Genomic DNA, 22969 nt, shown 5'->3' on the forward strand with positions numbered 1-22969 from the left:
ACCGTTGTGACTTAGATTACACGATGCTATTCTCTACATACATAGAAAATAAATCGCCACTCACAAAGGCCTTCCATGAGCACAACTTCCTCTCCAGAAATCACCGACACGGCCGCGGATACCGGGCTGTCTCCTTACGCAATGACCAGCGCCGAGGACATCGCGGCGGTCAGGGCGATCCTTGCCGAGGCCGGGCTTTTCGACGACACCACCCGCGTCGCATACCTGGGACTGCTTGACCCCTCGCGGGAAGCGGAAGCCGTGGACCGCAGATTCAGAGCTTTCCTGCACGACGTTTCCTCCGGATCGGCACATGACGTGGTCGTTTCCGTGACGCACCAGGAAGTGGTCACAAAAGTAGAGCTGGACACGTCCGTCACAGGCGAACTTCCGGTCATCGAAGAAGAATTCGAAGTGGTGGAGGAGATCCTCGCCCAGGATGCCCGATGGCTCAAGGCCCTGGCTGACCGCAATCTCGATGTCAGCAAAGTGCGGGTTGCTCCTCTGTCCGCCGGGGTTTTCGAATACCCCGAAGAGAAGGGCCGCCGCATCCTCCGCGGCCTGGCTTTCGTTCAGGACTTCCCAGAGGACAGCGCCTGGGCCCACCCGGTGGACGGACTGGTTGCCTACGTCGACGTCGTCAGCAAGACCGTCGATCAGGTCCTGGATTTCGGGATCGTTCCGGTCCCGGCCGAGCACGGCAACTTCACGGACCCGGAACTGACCGGACCGCTGCGCACCACCCAGAAGCCGATCCACATCACCCAGCCGGAAGGGCCCAGCTTTACCGTCCAAAACGGCAACCACGTCGAATGGGAAAAGTGGAGCCTCGACATCGGCTTCGATATCCGGGAAGGCGTTGTCCTCCACAATGTAGCGTTCGACGACGGCGATCGCCGCCGCAGTATCCTCAAGCGGGCTTCCATCGCCGAAATGGTAGTGCCGTACGGCGACCCCTCCCCTGTGCGCTCCTGGCAGAACTACTTTGACACCGGCGAGTACCTCGTGGGCCAGTACGCAAACTCCCTGGAACTCGGTTGCGACTGCCTGGGCGAAATCACCTACCTCAGCCCGGTGGTCAGCGATGCGTTCGGACGGCCGCGCGAGATACGCAATGGAATCTGCATGCACGAGGAGGATTGGAGCATCCTCGCCAAGCACAGCGACCTCTGGAGCGGCGTGAACTACACGCGCAGGAACCGCAGGCTCGTCGTCAGTTTCTTCACGACCATCGGCAACTACGATTACGGCTTCTACTGGTATCTCTACCTCGACGGCACCATCGAGTTCGAAGCCAAGGCCACGGGCGTCGTCTTCACCAGCGCCCATCCCGGGAAGGGCTACCCTTACGCCTCGGAGCTTGCCCCTGGGCTTGGGGCTCCCTTCCACCAGCACCTTTTCAGTGCCCGTCTGGACTTCGCCATCGACGGCTTGACGAACCGGGTGGAGGAAGAGGACGCCGTTCGCGTACCCATGGGAGAAGGCAACGAACGCGGCAACGCCTTCGCGCGCCGTCGGACTGTACTCAAGCGCGAATCCGAGGCTGTTCGGGAGTCAGACATGGCGGCCGGGCGCGCCTGGGTCATCTCGAATCCCGAATCACTCAACCGCTTGGGCGACCCCGTGGGGTACAAACTCCACGGACAAGGGCATCCCATGCTGCTGGCTGATCCGGAATCATCCATCGCCCGGCGCGCAGCATTCGCCACGAAGGACCTGTGGGTGACCCGCTACGACGAGAAAGAGCGCTACCCCAGCGGCGACTTCGTCAACCAGCATTCCGGAGGAGCCGGTTTGCCGTCCTACATTTCCGATGACAGGGATATTGACGGACAAGACATCGTCGTGTGGCATACCTTCGGGCTGACCCACTTTCCCCGCCCGGAGGACTGGCCGATCATGCCGGTCGACACGGTGGGATTCAAATTGCGCCCTGAGGGTTTCTTCGATCGGAGCCCCGTCCTCGACGTCCCCGCGTCGAAGCCCTCTGAAGGCGGCCACTGCCATTTGGAGGCCCAGAAATGAGTTTAACAACCGGGAAAGAGACCACTGAGGTGGGTCACCCGCATCACCATCGGCGCCGTCTCGGCGTCCCGGCGGTGACCTTCATGATCATCGCAGCATCGGCACCGCTCACCGTCCTCGCCGGCGGAGTCACGACGACGTTCGCCGTCACCGGGGTCACAGGCGTACCGCTGTCCTTCCTCCTGCTCGGCGGAACCCTCGCGGTTTTCGCGGTCGGATACGCGGCGATGAGCCGGTACGTCGTGAATGCCGGCGCTTTTTATTCCTACGTGGCGCAGGGCATCTCCCGGCCCGTCGGCGTCGGGGTTTCCATGGTGGCGCTGATGGCCTACAACCTGATGCAAGTCGGCATCTACGGGCTCTTCGGCTTCACCGTCTCGAGCCTGATCAACGAACGCTTCGGCGTGACAGTTCCTTGGTGGATTCCGGTGCTACTGTGCATCGCGGTCGTCGCATTCCTCGGCGTGAACCGGGTGGACCTGTCGGCAAAGGTCCTCGGGGTGCTCGTCGGCCTGGAGTTCCTCGTAGTCATCGTCTACGACGTCGTCTCCTTCGTCGTGGCACCCGAGGGAGTCAGCGGAGCGCCGCTCACTCCGCAGAGCCTGTTTGTACCGGGCGTCGGGGCTGTCTTGTCCTTCGGTATCGCGGCGTTCATGGGATTCGAGTCGGCCGCGATCTACAGTGAGGAAAGCAAGGACCCAAAGCACACTGTCGCCCGGGCCACATACACGGCCGTCGCCATCATCGCCTTGTTCTACGCTGTTTCCTCCTGGGCCATGGCCGTTGGCACAGGACCGTCCGCGGTGGTCGATGCTTCCGCAAAACAAGGACCGGACCTGATGTTCGGCTTCCTCAGCGACCACGCCGGAGTCCTTCTCGCCGACCTGGCCCGCCTGCTCTTCGTCACCAGCCTCTTTGCAGCCCTCGTCAGCTTCCACAACGCCGCGGCCCGCTACTTCTTCTCGCTTGGCCGGGAGCAGGTCCTTCCCCGAAGGCTGGGTGCAGTACGGCGGCACAGCGGCGCACCCTACGCCGGCTCGATAGCCCAGACGGTTATCGCCGTCGTGGTCACGGTGGCCTTCGCCATCGCGGGAACCGGATCAACGCTGGGTGACCTCTACCCGGTCCTGACCATGTTCACGTGGCTGACGAATGACGGCGCCATGGGGCTTGTCCTCCTGATGACCGTTGTTTCGCTGGCGGTCATTGGGTTTTTCCGCAAGAACAGGCATGACGCCGGAATCTGGACCCGGGCAATCGCCCCTGCCTTGGGTTTCCTCCTCCTTGCCGTGATTTTCGTTCTGATCGTGGTCAACTTCAACGTCCTGCTGGGGCAAAACGAGAGCAATGTGCTGACGTTCATCCTGCCGGCCGCGATCATCGTGCCCGGCTTGGCGGGAATCGTCTGGGGCCTCCGCCTCCGCCGGAGCAATCCCGCCGTGTACCGGCGGATCGGGCACGGCGAAGAGGGTCCGGCAGCCGTCCATCTTGGGGACGAAGAAGACTTGTAGCGCGGGACTGATGACCGGTGAACACCATGCACACAACACTTTCGATCATCATGCTGGCCTGTTGCGCCGTCGGAATCTGGAGCCCGATGCGCGAAGGCCCGGTCAGGAACCTCAGCCAGTGGGGGCCGATGGCGCTCATGCTCGTAGCGATGACGGACACCACCATGGGGCCGGGCATTCTTCCGGGCGTCGTGTGGGGCCTTCTCTTGCTCCTGAGCTCCCCACTCCCGCTGGTGCTTCTGCCCAGGAATCGCCGCAACGGCATGGAAACTCACCGCTCCATGTCAATCGTGGCAATGTTCGCCATTCTCGTAACAACCCTTCCCCAGGCATCATCCGGTGCAATCCAGCCAGCACACGAGCACTCGGGCCTTGGTGGAGCGAATCCGGTCCTGGCGTTAGCCCTTGCCGCAGCAGTCATCGCGTATTCAATCGTCCTTTCGACCCAAACAGTCCGGCCAAACGGGCGCGCACACCGTCGTCACGCGTCTGCATCGCTTGAGGCCCTGTCTTCGGCTGGTGCCCTGGGCGCGATGATCCTGATGGCCGTCTGACCCCTCAACCGTTCTCCTTAGAAACCCAACCAACTCAGAGTGGAGTAAACCCTTGGAAAGCTACGACGCCCTCCTGGCTTCAATCACCCCGACCACCGGAGAAACCCGGACCATCCTCGATCCCGCCACGGGCACCGCCGTCGGCGAGGCCCCCGTTCACACCGTTGAGGACCTCGAGGCCGCGGTCGCTGCCGCCGCTGCCGCCCAGCCCGCGTGGGCTGCGCTGGGCCACGACGCCCGGTCCGCCGCGCTCATGAGGGCCGCCGACGCCGTCGAACGCTCCGCCGAAGAACTGGCCCGGCTGCTCTCCCGCGAGCAGGGCAAGCCGCTGAACGGCCCCAACGCCCGTTTCGAAGTCGGCGCCTGCGCCGCGTGGCTGCGCGCCACCGCCGCCACGCCGCTGGAGGCGGAAACCGTGGTGGACGACGGCGAAACCCGCGCCGAACTGCACTACCGGCCCATCGGCGTCGTGGGCGCGATCGGTCCCTGGAACTGGCCCATGATGATCACCGTCTGGCAGATCGCCCCCGCCCTGCGCATGGGCAACGCCGTGGTGGTCAAACCCTCCGAATACACCCCGCTGTCCGTCCTCGCACTGGCCGCGATCATCAACGAGGAACTTCCTGAAGGCCTGCTCACGGTGGTCTCCGGCGGCCGCGAGGTCGGCGCCCGCCTGGCCGAACACCCCTCCATCGGCAAGGTCATGTTCACCGGCTCCACCGCCACCGGCAAAGCGATCATCCGCTCCTCGGCGGACACGGTCAAACGCCTCACCCTCGAGCTCGGCGGCAACGACGCCGGCATCGTCCTGCCCGACGCCGACCCGAAAGCGATCGCCGAAGGCCTCTTCTGGGGCGCGTTCATCAACACCGGCCAGACCTGCGCGGCACTCAAGCGCCTCTACGTCCACGACTCGCTCTATGAAGCCGTGTGCACCGAACTCACCAAGGTTGCCGCAGCAATGCCCATGGGCAACGGACTAGATGAGGCCAACGTGCTCGGCCCGCTGCAGAACCGGCAACAGTTCGACATCGTCACCCGGCTTGTGGACGCAGCACGCGAATCCGGCGCCACAATCCTGCTCGGCGGAAACCCCGACGACGGCCAACCCGGCAACTTCTACCCCACCACCCTCGTGGCCGACATCGACAACAACAACCCCCTCGTTGCCGAGGAACAGTTCGGCCCGGCCCTGCCCATCGTCCGCTACAACACAATCGATGACGCCATCGCCAAAGCGAACGCGCTCGACGTCGGACTCGGCGCCTCCGTCTGGTCCGCCAACCTCGACGAGGCCCGGAACGTCGCCGCCCGCCTGCAAGCCGGAACCGTGTGGATCAACAAACACGGCGCCGTGGACCCCCGCATCCCGTTCGGCGGCGCGAAGCAATCCGGCTACGGCCTCGAATTCGGCGTCGAAGGCCTCAAAGCCCTCGGCGTGCCGCAGATCATCAACGGCTAAGCACACGCGGTTCAGCCCAACTAGCTCGCAGTTGTTGTCGTTCTGAGCCCCCAGAACGACAACAACTGCGAGCCAGTTGGGGCTCGGTCGCGATCGAGCCGGCGATTCCCCGTGAATCCCCCGCGCCAGTTCCCAACAAAGGCAACAAACACAAGGTCGAAAAAAGAGTTCCATCCAGTGCACCCGGCGAGGATCAAGGGCCACTTCCTTGGCTATCTCACCCGGAGCTGACGACTCTTCCCTCATGGCCCAGTGCTATTGGATGCAGGGCATGGTCGTCCTGCCTTCGGCGGCGCTCGGTATCCGGCGGGCGTGCGCGCGGTGGGGGGCTTTTCTAGCTGCCCCCCAGATCTCCGGATAGTAGTATCCTGCATGCAACAATAATTACGGAGGCGCTGGGCTTTCTTCCGCATGGAACCAAGGGGCGAGTAAAGACCATGGATACCGAACCGATGCCGCTGGAGGTTAACCCCCGGTTCAGCAACACCAGGAATCAGAACAAAGACCTCGCCATCCAGCAACTTCGGGACGGCGGATTCACCACTGTCCAGATGGACGAATTCCTCGACACGCTACATCGCATGGAGGCTGACTCTATGGTCATCGCCCCCCTGACAAATGCTTTGCTCGCCATGAACATCACCGTGCAATGGCTAATGTAGTAGCCACGCACGTCCAGCCTGCCTGCTACAAGGTCAAATCAACCCCCGGCTGCTTGCCCGTATCTTTCTTCGGCGTCCGCAGGCGAAGACAACGCACGGCGGTTCCGGGCAGAGGCCATCTCGTCGTGTCCGTGCCTGCGGTCCCTGACGGTGGCCGTCCCGGCGATTTCCCGAATGCTGGCGATCCCCCTGGCGGCGGCACCGCCATCGGAGAACGTCACGGACATCGCCACAAGAAAATCATCCTTATCCACCAATGCCACCCGGTAGCCGCCTTCCGGGGCATCCATCAATTCCAGATGGCCTGCCATGATCGTTACCTCCTGTTCGACACTCCTGAAAAATAATCTACTAAGTTTACTTAGTATCGTGGTTGCCGACCAGCCCCGCACCACGAACCTGGCCGGACCGGACCGCCGCACTCCGGCGCCGAACAATACAGGCGCGCGCTCCTCGGAAGACCTCTTTTGGAGACCGCTGTGTGGTGGGACCATTTCTTGTATGGACGAAAATCGAGACGAAAAGTTCCCGTCCCCCGCAGTCGACCGCGACCCTCTCAGGGACAGGGGCTCTTTCGTGGAGGAATACGAACACCCGACCACGCACCAGATGCGCATCGTGGGCCAGAGGCGAACCGATGCGGAAGCCAAGCTCGAGCGGCAACAGCGCGAGGCTCGGGAGAAATTACCTGAATGAAGCAGCCCGCCCGGTTCCAGCGAATCAGCGAATCAGGCGGGCTCGCCCGCGGCTAAGAGCGCGACCTCAAGCCGTCACCTCAAGCAGCCGGCGCCGCATCCCGCTCGTTCGCGGATTCCCGGTCTTGGAGTGGCATCGGATGAGCACCGGTACGCCGGGACCGGATTTGTGGAGCGCCCCCGTCCTGCGTGTCCAAGGTCGCAAGTGGAAGCTCCCGGTGGACGATGTAGTCGCACGCCGCCGGTCCCACCATCACCAATCCCGGGCACGCTTTCCCGCGATGGCTCGGAGCGACACCGGCAGCGCGGAGGCTTGCCCGCAACGTCCTGGCATCGACGGGTTCCGAATCTCTCAGCTGGCACCAACTGAGGTAGAGCCCATACAGCTCTTCGAGGCTCAGGCCGTCCGCTTCCGAATCCGTGCAGACGCACTCATTGAGGAAGTTGTCCAATGGTATTTTCGACATCGTGACTCCCTGTGCTTTGGCAGCTTAAATGCTGAATCGTCGTCGCTACAGCTAACAATCTGAACCAAAAACCAGAAATCTCCCTGAATAGTCAGAAATTTAAGGGCCCCGGTTGCCCTTGTCAACCACCCGTGTTGACTCATTGAAACCTCCGAGTAGCGGCGTGGTTCGCAAGTGTGGCGGCGGTCGGGGGCTATGCCCACGCGCCTTGGCTGATCAGCAGTGCCCACCCCGCCGCCAGGCCCACGAGCAGCCACACGACATAGTCGCCGACGCGCCCGGAGTGCAAACGCCGGAGGATTCGCAAGGTCGGCTGGGCCGCTTCCGAGGGGCGCCGCAGCGCGGAAGGCAGACGCCGGCCGTGAAGCGCCGCGCCGGCAATTCCGACGGCGAGCGCCGTCGTGAGCAATCCCAGCGCGATGTTCGTCGGCTCCCAGACGGCGCCCGCGGCGACGTGCGACAGATACGGGCCGGGGATGTCAAGCACTGCCGTCACGTAGCCTGCCCTGTCCATGAACCGGGCGGCAGCCTGTTGGGCGGCACCGCCGACCGAAGGAAGGACCCCCAAGACAAGCGCGCACGCCAGCAGTCCCAAGGCCGGCGCCCCCATCGACGGCGGAATGTGCCGCTGACCGATCGGCACTTCGATGCGTTCCTCGTCGCCGCTCATCCCCTCTGCCTCGACCCCGGCTGGGCGTCCGCCGATGCCTAGGAATATCCGGGCGCCAACGCGCAAGACGGCGCCGGCCGTCACGGCCGAGACTCCGATCATGAGCACCGTGACCCCGAACTGTCCTGCGCTTGATGACGCGTGTTCGGCGATGCCCTTGCCGAGCCCGACGGCGAACGGCGGCGCTCCAGCCAGTGCGGCGCCGGCCACCAGGAAGGTGATCCCCAGAACTTTGGAGTCCTTCCCGTGCCCGTGGAGGGTGTATTCGTCGACGCTGCCGTACCTGTTCAGCGTGAGTCCGCTCAACAGGAACAAGGAGCCTTTGACTGCGGCGTGGCCGAGGACATAGACGGCGACTCCTCCCAACGCATCCGCGGAAGCGACTCCGAGGACAACGAGGAAAACACCCATGTGGGCGATGGTCGAGTAGGCGAGCAGTCTCTTGACGTGCCTTTGGAGGAAGCACATGGTACTGCCGACGACGGCGGTCAGGATGCCCAGCACGGCGAAAAGGACCTGTGCCGCGGATGCGATCGGGGTGCCGCTGAAGCCTTCCCAGTAGATCCGGGCCACGCCGTAGAGTCCCAATTCGACCATCACTCCCGAGAACAGCACGCATACGGGCGAGGGAGCGACTGCGTGGGCATCGTCGAGCCAGAAATGGAACGGCACGATCGCGGCCTTGACGAGGAACCCTGCGCACAACAGGACAAACGCGATCGCAATCAGTGGGCTCCGGTCGCCAAGCAGCTCTTGGGAGATGGCTGCAAGATTCAGGCTTCCGGTACGGGCATAGAGGAGGCCGACACCCATAAGCGAAAAGTAGGCGGCCAGCGAGTTCACGATGCCGAAGTTGATGGCGCCGTGTACAGCGGAGGGATCTTCGCTCTTGAGCCCGGTCAAGGCGTAGGCCGCGACTCCCATCAGCTCGAAGAACACGAACATGGTGAAGACATCACCGGCAAACGCGAACCCTGTCATGCCGGCCAGGAATAGCACCATTAGTCCGTGAAAATGGACGGTGTCCGACTCGAAGTACCGCCACGAGAAGACGAGGGAAGCGATCATGAGCCCTGCCGCCAAGAGGGCGATCCCGATGCTGAACTGGTCTCCGACCAGGGCGATTCCGACGGCGCGCCCGCCCTCGGGCTGCCACGCGGCCATCCAGTAGACGAGGCGGGCGCTGCCGGCCGGCACCACCATGAGCGCCTCGAGCGTCAACGCGGCCACGGTGGCGGCCAAGGAGACGACATCCGCGAAGCGCCGGGGCAGGTGGGGCCCCAAGGACATCAGGCCGCACGCGGCCAGGATAAGGACGATCACGACCGTGGGCATGAGCGATGCGGCGACGGTCCCGGGCAGCACCCGCTCAGCCCTCCAGTCGACCGAGTCGGTCAGGATCGATCGCCCGATGGCGCTTGGCGATCTGAATCACGAGCGCGAGCAGCATCGAGGTGACCGCGGCCGAGACCACAATGTCCGTCAGGGTCAGTGCCTGGACCACCGGATCGACCACCGGCGTGCGACTGCCCACCTGGCCGCCGAAAATAGGCGCCACTCCGCCGTATTGGAAGCCGACGGCGATGAGCAGCACATACGTGCCCGATTGGGCGACGGAAAGGCAAACAACGGTGTGGACCAGGTTGCGGCTCGTGGCGATCCCCGCCACGCCAAGGAGCATGACGCCCACCGATACAAAGTATGCGTAGTGGTTCACGAGGCTGTGCCCTCCTCTGGTCCGGAGCGCGGGTCGGGCCCGGAACCGTTCCCCCGCTCGGCTCGGATCGCGAGCGCCTGGTCCAGGAAGCTGGCCAGCAGGACGACGACGCTGCTGCAGACGGTCATCCCCACGGCGACGTTGAAGAGGGGTACCGTTCCCGCCGAGATGAAATCGCTAAGCTGGCCTTGCGGGATGACGTTCGCGAACAGGGCCGAGCCGAGTGCCGCGCCGGCGATTCCGAGCGCGCCGAACAGGACGACGCCGAGCGCCTCGCCTTGCTGGAACCACGCCAGGGGCCGGAGCTTGCGCAGGAGGGAGTAGCGGCCGCCGACATAGAGCAAGTGGATTCCGGTTGAGAGGATGACGCCGCCCTGGAATCCGCCGCCCGGGGTGACGGCTCCGTGGGCGACCACGTTCACGGCAAGCACGACTGTCAGAGGAAAAAGTACGTAGACAAGGAGGCCCGTCGACTCCAGCACGTGGCCCGCATCGCTGACCTCCCGCCGTCGTTCGCGGTGGACTGGCCTCAGCAGCGCCGCGACGCCGACGACGGCGCAGAAGAGGATGGTCTCCTCCCCGAAAGTATCGAAACCCCGTTGGTCGAAGTTGATGCTCGAGACGGCGTTGGCGGTGTCATGTCCGTAGCTTGCTGCGACGGCCGCGTCGCGATAAGCGTGGACGTCTCCGCCGAATCGGGGCATACCGGTGAACGCGAGCAACATCGCCGCCGCGAACGCAGCGATGCCGACGCCGAGAACGATGAGGCGGATCCGCCGTGTCATGTACCCTCCTCTCCCTCCTCCAGGTGGTGGTGCGCGCGGATGGCCGAGACCTTCCGGATCGAGAGAACCACGATCAAGGGAACCACCGCTGTCCCTATCGCCACTTGGCTGAGGGCCACATCGGGTGCTTGGAGGACGACAAACAAGATGGTGAGCAGCAGCCCGTAGCACGACAGGACCACGGCTTGCTTTGAAGGATGGCGCGTGAATACGACGGCCGCGGCCCCGGCAAGCACGAGGGTGAGGCTGACGGCAATCAAGACATTACTGAGGATTCCCTCGTTCATTCGGGAGACCTCCCTACGTCCAGTCCGCGCTCGTCGGCGAGCGTCCTTCCGACCGCGATCGTCACTGCGGGCCCGCTGAAAGCGACCACCAGGGCAATGAGGATGATGGTGGCGCTTCCCAGGGAGAAGCCGAAGTAGCCCACCGCGGCGATCGAGAAAAGCGGGACGGCGAGCGTCGTCACGGGAGCCAGGAAGTGCAGCCTCGCGAGGGGCTCGCGCGCCATTGCCGCACCGACACAGCCGAAAGCGGCTGTCAGGACGCCCAGTCCTGCGAAAATCACTTCAAAGAAGGCGGCAGTCATTCTTCCTCCACTGTTTGTTGCCCGTCAATGCCCGGTTTCAAGAGCCTGGTGTACACAAGCGTTCCAGTAGCGGCAAGGGCGGCGAGCGCAAGGGGGACGATCAGGTACGAGGACTGACCGGCGATGATCGAGAGGCCGATGAGCACCATGACGCCGGAGCCGGTAAGGAGCTGGAGTCCCACCAGTCGCTGGACGTTGCTTCCGCGAGCAGCCAGAAAGAGGCTAGGCGCGACCCCGAAGAGCAGTAGCGCCAAGGTCGCGGCCGACCACACGATTGTGACATCCATTCATGGCCCTTAACCGGTGCCTGACGCGATGTGCCGTTCAAGGTCCGGCCAACCGGAGGCCAGGACGTGAACACGGATCCGGTTCATGACCGGGTCGGAAGAGAACACCACGGATCCGGGGGTTGCCGACAGTGCGATCATGGCGCCTGCCCGCCATCCTCTTCCCCGGGGTTGCCGGGTTCCCGGCATCGGCTGCTCGCCCAGGGTTTCCTCCTGCGGGCCCGTAAGCCAGCCTGCCAGGCGGACCGTGTCGGTCACGGCCGCGAGCGGGACCAGGGCAGCCCAGCGTAGCCAGATACCCTGCGCTGCGGCCTGGAACCCCATGGCCCGTCTGGCCATACGGGCAAGCATTGCGCCGAGCAGCGCAGTCGACACGGCCGTCACCGTTTCCGGGACCGTCACAGTGCTTACCGTGACGAGCCACGAGAGCGTTCCCGCCAGCCACCATAAAGCAAGCTCCCCGAGCGCTCCGGAGACTCCGCGTGCGGTGGGGAGACCGAAAAACCTGCGTACGGGTCCGGTTCGCTCCCGGTTCGCCTTCACGCTACACACCCACCGAATCCGTCTTCTGCGCGGCAGCGTCGGCGCGTTGGCGTTGCGGCACGACGACGTACTTGGGATCGAGCGTCGAGGCGACGCCGGCTTCAAACACTCCGAACCGCAGCAGCGCCGAGCCGGCGGCGACGGGAAGGCCACCCATCGTGCTGAGGAGGCGCGACTGGCGTCCGCCCAAGGCGAGTGCGACGGCCCCTCCGACGGTGAAAGCCTTCGAGAGCCGCAAGAGCGTCCCCGCGCGGCCCTGGTGCAGGGTCTCGGTGGACAGCTGGCCGCTGCGCTCCATCTTGAAGCTCATGAGCGTTTCCACCACTGCCCCGCCCACCGCCATGCGGCGTGCGGGAGCGGCCTCGGAGAGCGGAGCAAGGGCGGCGCCGACGCCCCCGGCCGAGGCCGCCGCGGACCCGGCGAAGACGAACGGCAGCACTTCGTGGGCGTCGTGCCATGTGGGCACTGCGGTATCGGCGAGCAGCACGCCCGTGTAGGTGGCAACGGCAGCCCCGGCCACGGCTGCGCCGACTCCGCAGGCACGGCCGGCACGCGGCAGGATGCCAAGTACGTTGGATGCGGCACTCGCCCCGGCCAGCGGGCCATAAATGGAAAGGATCCAGGAACCCATACTCATCGGCGACGTCGGCTTGGCCATGCGCAGCATATTGAGGAACCGTTCCGGGCGCCCAAGGTCATGCACGAGGGACACCGCAGAGGCTGAAATCGCGGTCAGGGCCAAGACCTTGGAGCGCCGCTCGAGCGACGGCCTACCGCTGTGCTGTGCTCCGGCTGCCAGCATGGAGCTCGCCCCTGCCAATCCACCGGCAAAGATGTAGCCCGCGATGTCTACCGCGCTCCATGTCGGCTTCTTGAGAATCGGCCGGCCGTAGTAGGAAGTGAACTCCTCGGGATGCTTCCGGCGCGGGCTCAATTTTTGGCTCCCCAGAAAACGGCGACGGCGCCGAGCAGAAGTCCGGCTGCGGCGCCCGCGGCGCGCTTCCACATCACCGGCAGGTCCTTCGTGGTCACCACCGGGTCCGGGGGCAGGCCGTACGCCTCGGGCTCATCCAGCAGCAGGAAGAACGCGCCGTCCCCGCCGACCCCGTCTTCCGGGTTGTGCCCGTACAGCCTGGCGCCTTCTTCGCCGCGTTCGTGCAACTCGGCCACGCGGGCATCCGCCCGTTCGCGTAGCTCGTCGAGTTCGCCGTACTGGATGGACTTGGTGGGGCAGGCCTTCGCGCAGGCGGGCTCCTCGCCGGCACCGAGCCGGTCGTAGCACATCGTGCATTTGAATACCCGGCCATCCTCCGGGCGCTGGTCGATCACTCCGTAAGGGCACGCGGAAACGCAATAGCCGCACCCGTTGCAGATGTCCTGTTGTACGACGACGGTGCCGTGCTCGGTGCGGAACAGCGCACCGGTGGGGCAAACGTCCAGGCACGCGGCGTGGGTGCAGTGCTTGCAGACGTCCGAGGACATCAGCCACTTGACGCCGTCGTTCGCGGAAGGATCCGTGGCGGGGACTTTTTGCTCGATGAACGCGACGTGCCGCCATGAATTCGCGCCCAAGGCGGAGGTATTGTCGAACGATTCACCGCTCAGTTCGAGCGCGGTGTCTGCCGGCACGGAGTTCCACTCCTTGCACGCCACCTCGCACGCTTTGCAGCCGATGCACAGGCTCGTGTCGGTGAAGAAACCCTTGCGCGGCACTCCGATCGACGGCATTCCCAATTGCGTGACACTCATGCCTTCGCTCCTTCAATTCCGGTGTTCTCGTCAATGGCGGCCCGCAAGCGGTAATCCTTGACCAGAGACAACAGAGCTTGCCCCCGGGGCCGCCTCCCGGGACGTATGTCTACGGTCAGCGCCTTGACCTCCTGGATGTGGACGTTCGGATCCATAGCGATGGAAGAGAGCTCGTTCATGGCGTCTCCCTTTGACAGGCCGTTTGGCCCCCAGTGGTAGGGCATTCCAATCTGGTGGACAACACGCCCCTGTACCATGAGCGGCTTCATTCGGTGCGTTACCAAGACACGGGCTTCGATGGCGCCCCGGGCCGAGACGAGGGTTGCCCAGCCCTTGTGCGTCAGGCCGCGTGCTTCGGCCAACTCGGGCGAGACTTCGCAGAAGGACTCCGGCTGGAGTTCCGCGAGGTACGGCAGCCAGCGGGTCATGGCCCCTGCGGTGAAGTGCTCGGTGAGCCGGTAGGTGGTCAGCACATAAGGGAATACCTCCGCCCCTGGGTCCCGCCCGCTGGGGTGGTACCGGTTTCCTTCCCGGGGCATGAGCTTGCGCACCGGGTTCCGCTGTTGGCCATACAGCATGTTCTCGAACGGGGACTCCTGGGGCTCGTAATGGGCCGGCATTGGTCCGTCGACCAGACCCGAGGGCGTGTAGAGCCAGCCTTTCCCGTCTGCCTGCATGATGAAAGGGTCGACGCCGGAGATCGCCTCCGTGCCCATCGCATCCTTGTCGGGGCGATAGGACGGCGGCTTCGTCGGCTCGAAGTCCGGTACGTCGTCGCCGGTCCATTTCCCGGCTTCCTCGTCCCACCAGATGAGCTTCTTCCGCTCGCTCCACGGGCGCCCCTCCGGGTCCGCGGAGGCCCGGTTATAGAGTTCCCGGCGGTTTGCCGGCCAGGCCCAGCCCCATTCGCGGCTCGAGATGCCCTGCTCGTTGTGGGGCTTCCGGCGCGCAGCCTGGTTGACGCCGTCGGACCGGCATCCGCAGTAGATCCAGCAGCCGCACGACGTCGATCCGTCGTCCTTCAACTCGGTGTACGCCGAAAGGGGCGTACCGTCGGCCTTCGTGCCGTTGATCTCAGCGAAGACGGCGTCCGAGTCCGGCTCAGCCTGGCTTCCGACGGTCGGATAATCCCAGGTCAGATCCAGCACCGGCTGGTCGGCCGGGTCGCTCGATCCCGCAAGGAGGCCGCGGATTCGATTCCCGAGGTGCCACATGAACCACAGATCGCTGCGGCGGTCCGCCTCGGGCTCGATGGCCTGCTCGCGCCACTGGAGCAGCCGGTTGGTGTTGGTAAAGCTGCCGGCCTTTTCGGTGTGGGCGGCAGCCGGGAAGAAGAACACCTCGGTGGCAAGGTCCTCCGTCCGCATCTGTCCCGTGGCGATCTCCGGGCCGTCTTTCCACCACGTAGCGCTTTCGATCAAGGAGAAGTCGCGCACCACGAGCCACTCGAGCTCGGCCATGCCCGCGCGTTGCAAATGTGCGTTGGCCGAACCGACGGCGGGATTCTCGCCCATGAGGAAATATCCCTTGCAGCTTCCGTCAAGCTGGGCCGCGACCGTGTCATAGGTGCTGTGGCTCCCCGTGATCCGGGGCAGGTAGTCGAAGCAGAAATCGTTCTCCGGAGTGGCGGCGTCTCCCCACCAGGCCTTGAGCAGGCTGACCGTGTAGGCGCGCATGTTGGCCCAGAAGCCGCGCTCCGCCGCGTCGGCCGCAATGTATCCGTCCAGGTCGATATGCTGCTCGGCGTGCGGCATCGGCAGGTATCCGGGCAAGAGGTCGAAAAGCGTCGGAATGTCGCTGGAGCCTTGGATGCTCGCGTGGCCGCGGAGGGCCATGATCCCGCCGCCGGGCCGGCCGATGTTCCCGAGCAGCAGTTGCAGGACCGAGGCGGCCCGGATGTATTGCACGCCGGTGGTGTGCTGGGTCCATCCGACGGCGTAGGCGAACGCGGTGGTGCGCTCGCGGCCGGAGTTCGCGGTGATTGCTTCCGCTACCTCGTTGAACAGCTCCTGCGGCACGCCGCAGATCTGTTCGACCATCTCCGGGGTGTACCTGGCGTAGTGGCGACGCAGCGTCTGGAACACGCACCGCGGGTCCTGCAGCGTTTCGTCCCGGTGCCAATGGCCGCGGAGCGACGGGCCGCCGGAACCATGGGAATGGGCGTGACCGGACTCCCCCAGCGTGCTTCCCTCTTCGTGCGCCTGCGACTCCCGCTCTCCGGAGGAAGCGGCAACGTTGGCTCCCTCGTATTGCCAGCTCTCAGGATCGTAGGAGGGTCCCTCGGGATTGAAGCCGGAAAACAGGCCGTCAAGGTCTTCGGTGTCGCGGAAATCGTCCCGCAGGATGGTGGCTGCATTGGTGTAGTTGACGACGTACTCGCGGAAATAGGCCTCATGGGTGAGGACCCAGTTGATCAGGCCGCCAAGGAACGCGATGTCGGTGCCGGCCCGGATCGGCACGAAGGTGTCGGCCAAAGCGCTGGTGCGGGAGAACCTCGGGTCAACGTGGATGATCTTGGCCCCGCGGTCCTTGGCCTCCATCACCCACTGGAAGCCGACGGGGTGTGCTTCGGCGAAGTTGGAACCCTGGATAATGATGCAGTCCGCCCGCTGGAGGTCCTGCAGGTAGGTCGTCGACCCGCCCCGGCCGAAGCTCGTGCCGAGGCCGGCCACAGTGGAGCTGTGGCACACCCGGGCCTGATTTTCCACTTGGACGATTCCGAGCGAGGTGAACAACTTCTTGATGAGGTAGTTCTCCTCATTGTCCAGCGTCGCCCCGCCCAGGCTCGCGATGCCGAGTGTCCGCCGGGTCCGGACGCCTTCTTTCTCCCACTCCCACGTCCGACGCCGGGTGTCCACGACCCGCCGGGCGACCATGTCCATCGCCGTGTCGAGATCGAGGCGTTCCCAGTCGGTGCCGTAGGGACGGCGATAAAGCACATGCTTCTCGCGTGATTCCCCCGTGGTCAATTGCAGCGACGCGGAGCCTTTGGGGCACAGACGTCCCCTGCTGATGGGCGAATCCGGGTTGCCCTCGATCTGGATGACCTTTTCGTCTTTGACGTAGACGTTCTGCGCACAGCCCACCGCACAGAACGGGCAGACCGAGGGCACCACCCGGTCGGCCGTCGCAATCCGGGCGGTGAGCCGTTCAGTCGCGGGTGACTTGGCAGCATGATGTCTGCCGGTGGGGTCGTGTTCAAGGAGCTGACGCAGAACGGGCCATTGCAAGGGATTCACCATCGGGCGCCTCCAGTTCGTCGGACTGCCGCCGCATGACCTAGGTCACAGCGGTCTCAGAGGACGATAGTAGCCCGGTGATGATCGGCTGGGAACCCACGGCACGGGTCCCGGTTTCACGGCTGACGTTCCACCGTGACGCGCGTTCGAGCACCATCCCCTATTCGTAGCGCAGCGAATCAATGGGGTTCTGCCGTGCTGCCCGCCACGCCGGCAGCGTGCCTGCGATGAACGCGATCACCATGACGAGGAGGACAACGGCCCCCACGGGTCCCGGTGCGAAAGCAAGGATGTGTAGTCCTGCAAGGTCGCTCAGCGGACCGCGGGCGAGAGCGCCGCTCACTGCGGTCCCGAGGCCGATGGCTGCGGCTGAACCGATCACACTCCCCAGCAAGCCGATGAACGCCGCCTCCGTGCTGAAAAGCGCAAACACGGAACCGCTTCCCATGCCCATGGCTTTCATGAGACCGATTTCGCGGGTACGTTCCTGGACGGACATGAGCAGGGTATTGACGATGCCGAATCCCGCGGCCAGAAGGGCGATGACGGCGAAGGCGTCCAGGACCCCGATGATCCCGCTGATCACGGTCTTGACCGTGCCAATCCTGTCGTCAAGTGTCTGGGCGGTGTAACCGGCGGCGGAGAGCTTGGATTTCATGTCGCTCACTTGGGCCGACGACGACGTCGCGAAGCTCGCGGTCGCGTCCGTCCAGGTGCTGGCAACTACGGCAACGGCACCGGTAGCCTGGGCTTGGCTCAGGGCAGCGGAGAGGGATTTGTTCACGGCTATACCGGAGCTGCTGAGCAGGCTGTCCTGCTCTACGCCGGCGACGCTCCCAGCCACCGTGTGCATCGTGCCAGTGGCGTCGGTGATCCCGATAGTGACGACTTGGCCGATCGCCTGGTTGTTGTCGGCGAATCCGAGCGGGGCGATGTATCCCACCGGCAAAAGAAGCTGGGCCTGGCTGTTGGTGTCATCGAGGTTGGTGCCCGAAGCTAGTTGGGGCTGGGCTCCGGCAAGTGCGCTTACGGAGAGTTGGTACTTGTCGTGAGTGCTCCACTGGATGTATTCCGGGTTGATCCTGGTGACGGGCGCAACTCCAGTGATACCAGGTACCGCCCCGATTTTGTCCAGGTCGGATTGGTCCAGGGCCAGCTGCGAGGATCCGGGCCTGCCGCTGGTAGCCACGCGCTTGATGGTGGGGTCGTATTTCTTGGGTCCGGTTCCCGGATTGCCGCTGGTGTCGGTTTTGGTCACCGTGAAGGCGTTGCCCGGTCCCACGGCGGCAAGCTGCAAGTCGATATAGTTGGAGATGCCGGTGCCCAGCCCATTGGTGATGGTCAGCGTGAATGCGCCGACGAAGATCGCCAGGACAGTTAGCGTAGTGCGCAGTTTGCTGCGGAAGCTGTTCGCGATGGCGGTCTTCAGTATTTCGAGCGGTTTCATGCCGCGTGCTCCTCGTCGGTAGTGATGAGCAGGCCATCTCGGATGTACAGGCGGCGCTGGAAGCGCTCGGCCAGCTCGTGGTCGTGGGTTACCACGATCAGGGTGATGCCATGGTTTTGGTTCAAGTCGAACAGGATGTCTTCGACGATCCGCCTCGTGGCGGTGTCGAGGTTTCCCGTCGGTTCATCGGCGAACAAGACCCGGGGCTTGTTCACCAACGCGCGGGCGATCACCACACGCTGCTTCTGTCCACCGGAAAGATTGGCGGCCTTGTTCCGGGCCTTGTCTGCCATCTGGAGCTGTTCCAGGACTTCCATGCCGCGGCGGCGACGTTCCCTTGCCCCGATGCCGGCGATTTTCAGGGGAAGCACCACGTTCTCGAGCACGCTCGCAGCCGGGTTGAGGAAGAACTGCTGGAAAACGAATCCGAACATCTCGTTGCGTAGCCCGTTGAGTTTGCGCCCGTTCAAGCTCCGGGCCGCCGTCCCGTCCACGGTGATGGTGCCACTCCCCGGCGTGTCCAGGAGGGCAAGAAGGTGCATCAGCGTTGATTTGCCCGATCCGCTCTTCCCGACGATCGCTACGGATTCCCCGGGCTCAATGTCCAGCGAGACGCCCTTCAGGGCGTCGAAGCGATCGGGACCACGTCCGTAGGACTTAGTGAGCTCGCGAGCGGTCAAAATAGGTACGGTCATGCGGTTTCCATTCGGTTGTTTGTGCGGATGGCGGACGGGCAGGTGGATCCCCGGCAGCGCCAGCCACAAGAGGAAGCTCGCGTGGACACTAGCACGCCAGGCTGAGAAGCAGACTCATCCTCGTCCGGGAGGTGGAGGCCCTGCCAGCGCCGGCTCGCTCGACGCAGGGGAAGCGACGAGCCGTGCCCCGGGGATAGACTCGGTTCAAGCCCAACAACCACCATTTGAGGAGCCCCATGCGCGCCACCATCATCCACGGTCCCGGCGACATCCGTGTTGAAGACCGTAACTACCCCACGGTCCAGCTGCCCACCGACGTCATCGTGAAAGTCACCGCCTCCTGTGTCTGCGGTTCGGACCTTTGGCCGTACCGCGGCGTCAAGCCCACGCACCAGCCGTCCGCGATCGGGCACGAGTTCATCGGCACCGTTGAGAGGATCGGCGACGACATCACCACCCTGGCAGTGGGCGACTTCGTGATTGCTCCGTTCGTGGTCAGCTGCGGCAGTTGTCCCCAGTGCTTGGACGGCGTCACGGTGGCCTGCGATCATTTGGCAGGCTGGGGCGGAAAGGATGACAGTGGCCACGCGATCGACGGCGGCCAAGGTCAGGCAGTGCGGGTACCGCTCGCCGAATCCACCTTGGTCAAGGTTCCCGGCGTGACTGAACCTGACGAAGCCCTCCGGGCGAGCCTGCTGACGTTGTCCGACGTGATGGCCACCGGCCACCACGCGGCTCTTGCGGCGAAGGCCGGCCCGGGTAGGACGGTCGTCGTTGTCGGCGACGGCGCGGTGGGGCTCTGCGGCGTGCTCGCGGCGAAGCGGCTCGGAGCCGAGCGGATCATTGCCATGTCCAAGCACGCGGACCGCCAAGCGATAGCCCGCGAGTTCGGAGCCACAGATATCATTGCAGAGCGTGGCGAGGACGGTGTCGCGAAGGTCCGCGAGTTACTCGGAGGCGTCCTCGCGGATTCCGTCCTGGAGTGCGTCGGCACCAAGGAATCCATGGAACAGGCTCTACACAGTGTCCGTCCCGGTGGCGCTCTTGGTTTCGTCGGCGTCCCGACCGGTGGCGCCGAAGCCCCGCTGCGCTACCTCTTCGACACGAATATTTCCGTTGCCGGCGGAATGGCCCCAGCCCGGACTTATATCCCGGAACTGCTTGCTGACGTGCTCGATGGCACGATCAATCCCGGCAGGGTCTTCGACACTGTGATGCCACTCGAGGAAGCGCCCGAGGCCTACCGCGCGATGGACGAACGGCGGGCCATCAAGGTCCTGCTCACCCCCTAGGCAAACCACCCTCGCAAGCGACGGAACATCGGCTGGAGCGTGCGGGCGGGAACGGCGAGACCTATCGGCGACGCTTCGCGCGGGAGAAACATTGACCATGGTCCTGCGCTGGTCGGGTCGGTTCCGCCTCCGGCAGCGTCCGGAAAGCAAGAAACTCATGGACCAAACCGTGTATTTTCCTTGCCTGGGTTCTGACGAACGTTGAGCGGGACGGTGTCCCGCACGTGATGTACGCGCTGGATGGCTCCCAGCCGCCCGATGAGGTTGCAGGACCCGCCGTTGCGGGGATACCGCGGCTCGGCCCCTGTCAGATAGGGAAACGGCGTACCCTCTGCCCTCAGCCTTCCAGCCATGTGGGCGTGCTGGCCGACGGCCTGCGCCTGCTGAAAGCCGAGCGGCGGGCCGCCAACGCCGGCGCCTGCGCCTGCGCGCAGAATTAGCTCGCATCCGCATTCGGTCATAAGTTGCCATGATTGGGGGCTTTCGCCAGAAAGGTAAGCACGCTTAGTATCTTAAGGCCAGTACTTCTGGTTCTTGATCCGCAGCAGAGCTTCTTGGAAAGAGAGCGAAGATGACAGAGAACCAATGGCCGATGGACGGGAGCTACGCCTCCTCCCCGACCACTCAACGAGCACCGGACACACGAGGCACCATGCCGGATCCGGCCGCTGATACATCTACCTTGGACACCATCACGGACGAGGCCGGGAACACCGCGGAACAGGCCAGACAATCTGCGACGTCCGTGGTGGACACCACAAAGGCCGAAGCGGCCAACGTTGCGTCCGAAGTGAAAGCGAACGCGAAGGACCTGCTCAGCCAGGCGAAACTGGAGCTGAGCGACCAAGCCGGCATACAGCAGCAAAAGGTCGCCGCCGGGCTTCGGTCCATTTCGGAAGAGCTTCGTTCCATGGCCGAGGCCACGAATGACCCCGGAGTTGCCACAGATCTGGTGCGACAAGCGGCGGAACGGACGTCATCCGCGGCAACCTGGTTGGACGACCGGGAGCCGGGCTCGATCGTCGACGAAGTGAAGACCTTCGCCCGGCGGCGTCCGGGCGCGTTCCTCCTGCTCGCAGCAGGCGCCGGCGTCCTGGCCGGAAGGCTCGGTCGGAGCCTCAGCGACGTCGGGGACGCCCCTGCCCGCACGCAGAGCACCGGCGTGACCGCGCCGCGGCCCGGCGACAGGGCAACTGAGGGATACGCCCCCGCAGCCGGAAACTCGGTTCCCCCTCCCCCTGTCCACCTCCCGGGTCCGAGCGTGACAAAGGCTGCTTACCCTGACGCCACGGAGGTCCCGGTGAACGATGGCGGCAGGCTCGCCTCCTCTAATGAGCGCACCCGGGAGGCACCCACCGCCTATCCCGCTGACCCCGTCTACGGGAACCCGCAGGAAGGGCAATCGTGGGCCGGCGGGGGGACGAATCAGCTCCAACCGGAGGAAAACCTGACGGAACCGCTTACCCGCGACCGCTCGAAGGGTCTGCATGCCGAGGTTCCGGTCGTCAGGACGGAACCGGATGAGGCAGGGCAACGATTCGGAACCGGTACGGACCGCGGTGGGCAACGATGACCGATAGCGAATTCCCGCCGACCCCGGCACAAGCAAAGGCGGACACGACCTCCCTCGGAGACCTCCTGGGGGAAGTCAGCCAGGACATTTCCACCCTGATACGCCAGGAAGTGGAGCTGGCGAAGGTGGAACTGAAACAGTCCACCGCACGGGCGGGAAGAGGAGCGGGGATGCTGGCGGGTGCCGGCGTTGCCGGGCATTTCGTCCTCCTCTTCCTGTCGGTGGCCCTTTGGTACGCGTTGGGCGTTCTGATGGGGCTGGGGTGGTCCGCCGTCGTTGTGGCGGTCTTGTGGGCGATCGTGGGCGCCGTCCTGGCATCCAAGGGACGCGCGGAGCTCAAATCCATCAAGGGCATGCCCCAGACAGCCGAAACAATCCAGGAAATCCCAGAAACACTCAAACCACGCGAGGAACAACGATGAGTGAAAACCCGGATGACATCCGTGCAGAGATTGAAGAAACCCGCAGGCGGCTCGGAACCAATGTCGACGCCGTGGCGGACAAGGTGACGCCGTCGCACGTCGTCCGCCGCCAGACCGACAAGGTCAGGGACGCCGTGTTCGGTGCCAGGGAGAACGTCATGGGTGCTGCAGGCGACGTCGCTGATCGGGGCCGCTCGGCAATCGACGACGCCGGTACGGCGATCGCCGACGCTCCCCGCAGGCTGAGCAGACAGACCGAGGGAAATCCGCTGGCCGCCGGGCTGATAGCCTTTGGCGCCGGAATGCTGTTGGCTTCCCTCGCCCCGGCGAGCGAAAAGGAAAAAGAAGCGGCCGTCGCCCTCAAGGAAGCTGCGGAACCGCTGACCACCGAACTCGCCGACGCTGCGAAGGACGTGGCGCAGGGTCTTCAGGAGCCCGCCCAGGAAGCCGTGGACAACGTTAAGGATGCAGCATTCGAGGCGGCCGACCACGTCAAGGAAGAGAGTCAGGCCGCGGTCTCCGACGTCACGGAAAGTGCGGCGGAAGCAAAGGACAGGATCCAGCCGTCCTGATCCCGGCGAAGGC

The 22969-nt window shown here is 64.5% G+C and carries 25 protein-coding genes; 10 read left to right on the forward strand and 15 right to left on the reverse strand.

Features of this window, described 5'->3' with window-relative positions; translation table 11 throughout:
* The first annotated feature begins 75 nt into the window (after positions 1-75).
* From A3M3_RS0116240 to A3M3_RS0116260, 5 genes are all read left to right on the forward strand, one after another.
* Positions 76-2025: a primary-amine oxidase gene (locus tag A3M3_RS0116240; protein ID WP_051423234.1), complete on the forward strand. Its 1950-nt coding sequence runs from the start codon at positions 76-78 to the stop codon at positions 2023-2025.
* The gene (locus tag A3M3_RS25570; protein ID WP_051423235.1) at positions 2022-3536 is read left to right on the forward strand and encodes an APC family permease; all 1515 of its coding nucleotides are present in this window, start codon (positions 2022-2024) and stop codon (positions 3534-3536) included. Before A3M3_RS0116240 ends, A3M3_RS25570 begins: the two co-directional genes overlap by 4 nt.
* 26 nt (positions 3537-3562) lie before the next feature.
* Positions 3563-4090, forward strand: coding sequence for a hypothetical protein (locus tag A3M3_RS0116250; RefSeq protein WP_155854405.1), 528 nt, complete (start codon positions 3563-3565; stop codon positions 4088-4090).
* A gap of 52 nt (positions 4091-4142) precedes the next feature.
* Complete coding sequence (locus tag A3M3_RS0116255) at positions 4143-5552, forward strand: aldehyde dehydrogenase family protein (protein ID WP_028267212.1); 1410 nt, start codon at positions 4143-4145, stop codon at positions 5550-5552.
* 437 nt (positions 5553-5989) lie between these two features.
* A complete protein-coding gene (locus tag A3M3_RS0116260; protein WP_028267213.1) occupies positions 5990-6214 on the forward strand; it encodes a hypothetical protein in 225 nt (74 codons plus the stop codon).
* Positions 6215-6252: 38 nt separating this feature from the next.
* On the opposite strand, the gene A3M3_RS25575 is transcribed toward A3M3_RS0116260, so the two are convergent.
* On the reverse strand, positions 6253-6525 hold the full coding sequence (locus tag A3M3_RS25575; protein ID WP_035741922.1) for a DUF1508 domain-containing protein: 273 nt from the start codon (positions 6523-6525) through the stop codon (positions 6253-6255).
* Positions 6526-6715: 190 nt separating this feature from the next.
* On the opposite strand from A3M3_RS25575, the gene A3M3_RS25580 reads away from it, so the two are divergent.
* The gene (locus A3M3_RS25580; RefSeq protein WP_035741925.1) at positions 6716-6910 is read left to right on the forward strand and encodes a hypothetical protein; all 195 of its coding nucleotides are present in this window, start codon (positions 6716-6718) and stop codon (positions 6908-6910) included.
* 79 nt (positions 6911-6989) lie between these two features.
* Here A3M3_RS25580 and A3M3_RS25585 read toward each other — a convergent pair whose 3' ends face one another.
* The 13 genes from A3M3_RS25585 to A3M3_RS0116335 form a co-directional block, all read right to left on the reverse strand.
* Positions 6990-7376 carry a hypothetical protein gene (locus A3M3_RS25585; RefSeq protein WP_035741927.1) on the reverse strand — a complete coding sequence of 129 codons (387 nt, stop codon included), beginning with the start codon at positions 7374-7376 and terminating at the stop codon, positions 6990-6992.
* Positions 7377-7569: 193 nt separating this feature from the next.
* The gene (locus A3M3_RS0116280) at positions 7570-9411 is read right to left on the reverse strand and encodes a complex I subunit 5 family protein (RefSeq protein WP_028267214.1); all 1842 of its coding nucleotides are present in this window, start codon (positions 9409-9411) and stop codon (positions 7570-7572) included.
* 4 nt (positions 9412-9415) lie between these two features.
* A complete protein-coding gene (locus A3M3_RS0116285; protein WP_028267215.1) occupies positions 9416-9763 on the reverse strand; it encodes a sodium:proton antiporter in 348 nt (115 codons plus the stop codon).
* On the reverse strand, positions 9760-10548 hold the full coding sequence (locus tag A3M3_RS0116290) for an MnhB domain-containing protein (protein WP_028267216.1): 789 nt from the start codon (positions 10546-10548) through the stop codon (positions 9760-9762). Before A3M3_RS0116290 ends, A3M3_RS0116285 begins: the two co-directional genes overlap by 4 nt.
* A complete protein-coding gene (locus A3M3_RS0116295) occupies positions 10545-10835 on the reverse strand; it encodes a Na(+)/H(+) antiporter subunit B (protein WP_028267217.1) in 291 nt (96 codons plus the stop codon). The genes A3M3_RS0116290 and A3M3_RS0116295 overlap by 4 nt, the downstream gene beginning before the upstream one ends.
* Positions 10832-11137 carry a monovalent cation/H(+) antiporter subunit G gene (locus A3M3_RS25590; RefSeq protein WP_035741930.1) on the reverse strand — a complete coding sequence of 102 codons (306 nt, stop codon included), beginning with the start codon at positions 11135-11137 and terminating at the stop codon, positions 10832-10834. Before A3M3_RS25590 ends, A3M3_RS0116295 begins: the two co-directional genes overlap by 4 nt.
* Positions 11134-11424: a monovalent cation/H+ antiporter complex subunit F gene (locus A3M3_RS0116305; RefSeq protein WP_035741932.1), complete on the reverse strand. Its 291-nt coding sequence runs from the start codon at positions 11422-11424 to the stop codon at positions 11134-11136. Before A3M3_RS0116305 ends, A3M3_RS25590 begins: the two co-directional genes overlap by 4 nt.
* A gap of 9 nt (positions 11425-11433) precedes the next feature.
* Positions 11434-11967: a hypothetical protein gene (locus A3M3_RS25595; RefSeq protein WP_035741933.1), complete on the reverse strand. Its 534-nt coding sequence runs from the start codon at positions 11965-11967 to the stop codon at positions 11434-11436.
* A gap of 1 nt (position 11968) precedes the next feature.
* Positions 11969-12901 carry an NrfD/PsrC family molybdoenzyme membrane anchor subunit gene (gene nrfD, locus A3M3_RS0116315; RefSeq protein ID WP_155854406.1) on the reverse strand — a complete coding sequence of 311 codons (933 nt, stop codon included), beginning with the start codon at positions 12899-12901 and terminating at the stop codon, positions 11969-11971.
* On the reverse strand, positions 12898-13716 hold the full coding sequence (locus A3M3_RS0116320; protein ID WP_028267220.1) for a 4Fe-4S dicluster domain-containing protein: 819 nt from the start codon (positions 13714-13716) through the stop codon (positions 12898-12900). The genes nrfD and A3M3_RS0116320 overlap by 4 nt, the downstream gene beginning before the upstream one ends.
* Positions 13713-16958: a formate dehydrogenase gene (gene fdh / locus A3M3_RS0116325; protein WP_028267221.1), complete on the reverse strand. Its 3246-nt coding sequence runs from the start codon at positions 16956-16958 to the stop codon at positions 13713-13715. Before fdh ends, A3M3_RS0116320 begins: the two co-directional genes overlap by 4 nt.
* A gap of 157 nt (positions 16959-17115) precedes the next feature.
* A complete protein-coding gene (locus A3M3_RS0116330; RefSeq protein WP_028267222.1) occupies positions 17116-18402 on the reverse strand; it encodes an ABC transporter permease in 1287 nt (428 codons plus the stop codon).
* Positions 18399-19097, reverse strand: a complete 699-nt coding sequence (locus A3M3_RS0116335; RefSeq protein WP_028267223.1) for an ABC transporter ATP-binding protein — start codon at positions 19095-19097, stop codon at positions 18399-18401. The genes A3M3_RS0116330 and A3M3_RS0116335 overlap by 4 nt, the downstream gene beginning before the upstream one ends.
* Before the next feature lie 236 nt (positions 19098-19333).
* Here A3M3_RS0116335 and A3M3_RS0116340 point away from each other — a divergent pair, with 236 nt between their 5' ends.
* Positions 19334-20389 (forward strand): zinc-dependent alcohol dehydrogenase family protein, encoded by a 1056-nt coding sequence (locus A3M3_RS0116340; RefSeq protein ID WP_028267224.1) that lies wholly within the window; start codon positions 19334-19336, stop codon positions 20387-20389.
* Between the two features lie 155 nt (positions 20390-20544).
* On the opposite strand, the gene A3M3_RS29035 is transcribed toward A3M3_RS0116340, so the two are convergent.
* Entirely contained in the window at positions 20545-20850 is a 306-nt protein-coding gene (locus A3M3_RS29035) for a hypothetical protein (RefSeq protein ID WP_155854407.1), read from the reverse strand.
* A 110-nt stretch (positions 20851-20960) separates the two neighbouring features.
* Between A3M3_RS29035 and A3M3_RS25600 the strand changes: the two genes are divergently transcribed.
* Genes A3M3_RS25600 through A3M3_RS0116360 form a run of 3 tightly spaced genes read left to right on the forward strand, consistent with a single transcriptional unit; the run spans position 20961 to position 22956 of the window.
* Positions 20961-21962, forward strand: coding sequence for a hypothetical protein (locus tag A3M3_RS25600; protein ID WP_051423236.1), 1002 nt, complete (start codon positions 20961-20963; stop codon positions 21960-21962).
* On the forward strand, positions 21959-22384 hold the full coding sequence (locus tag A3M3_RS0116355; protein ID WP_028267225.1) for a phage holin family protein: 426 nt from the start codon (positions 21959-21961) through the stop codon (positions 22382-22384). Before A3M3_RS25600 ends, A3M3_RS0116355 begins: the two co-directional genes overlap by 4 nt.
* Entirely contained in the window at positions 22381-22956 is a 576-nt protein-coding gene (locus A3M3_RS0116360) for a DUF3618 domain-containing protein (protein ID WP_028267226.1), read from the forward strand. Before A3M3_RS0116355 ends, A3M3_RS0116360 begins: the two co-directional genes overlap by 4 nt.
* Positions 22957-22969: the final 13 nt, after the last annotated feature.

This window comes from Arthrobacter sp. MA-N2 (assembly GCF_000517125.1).
In the GTDB taxonomy this organism is placed as follows: Bacteria; Actinomycetota; Actinomycetes; order Actinomycetales; family Micrococcaceae; genus Arthrobacter; species Arthrobacter methylotrophus.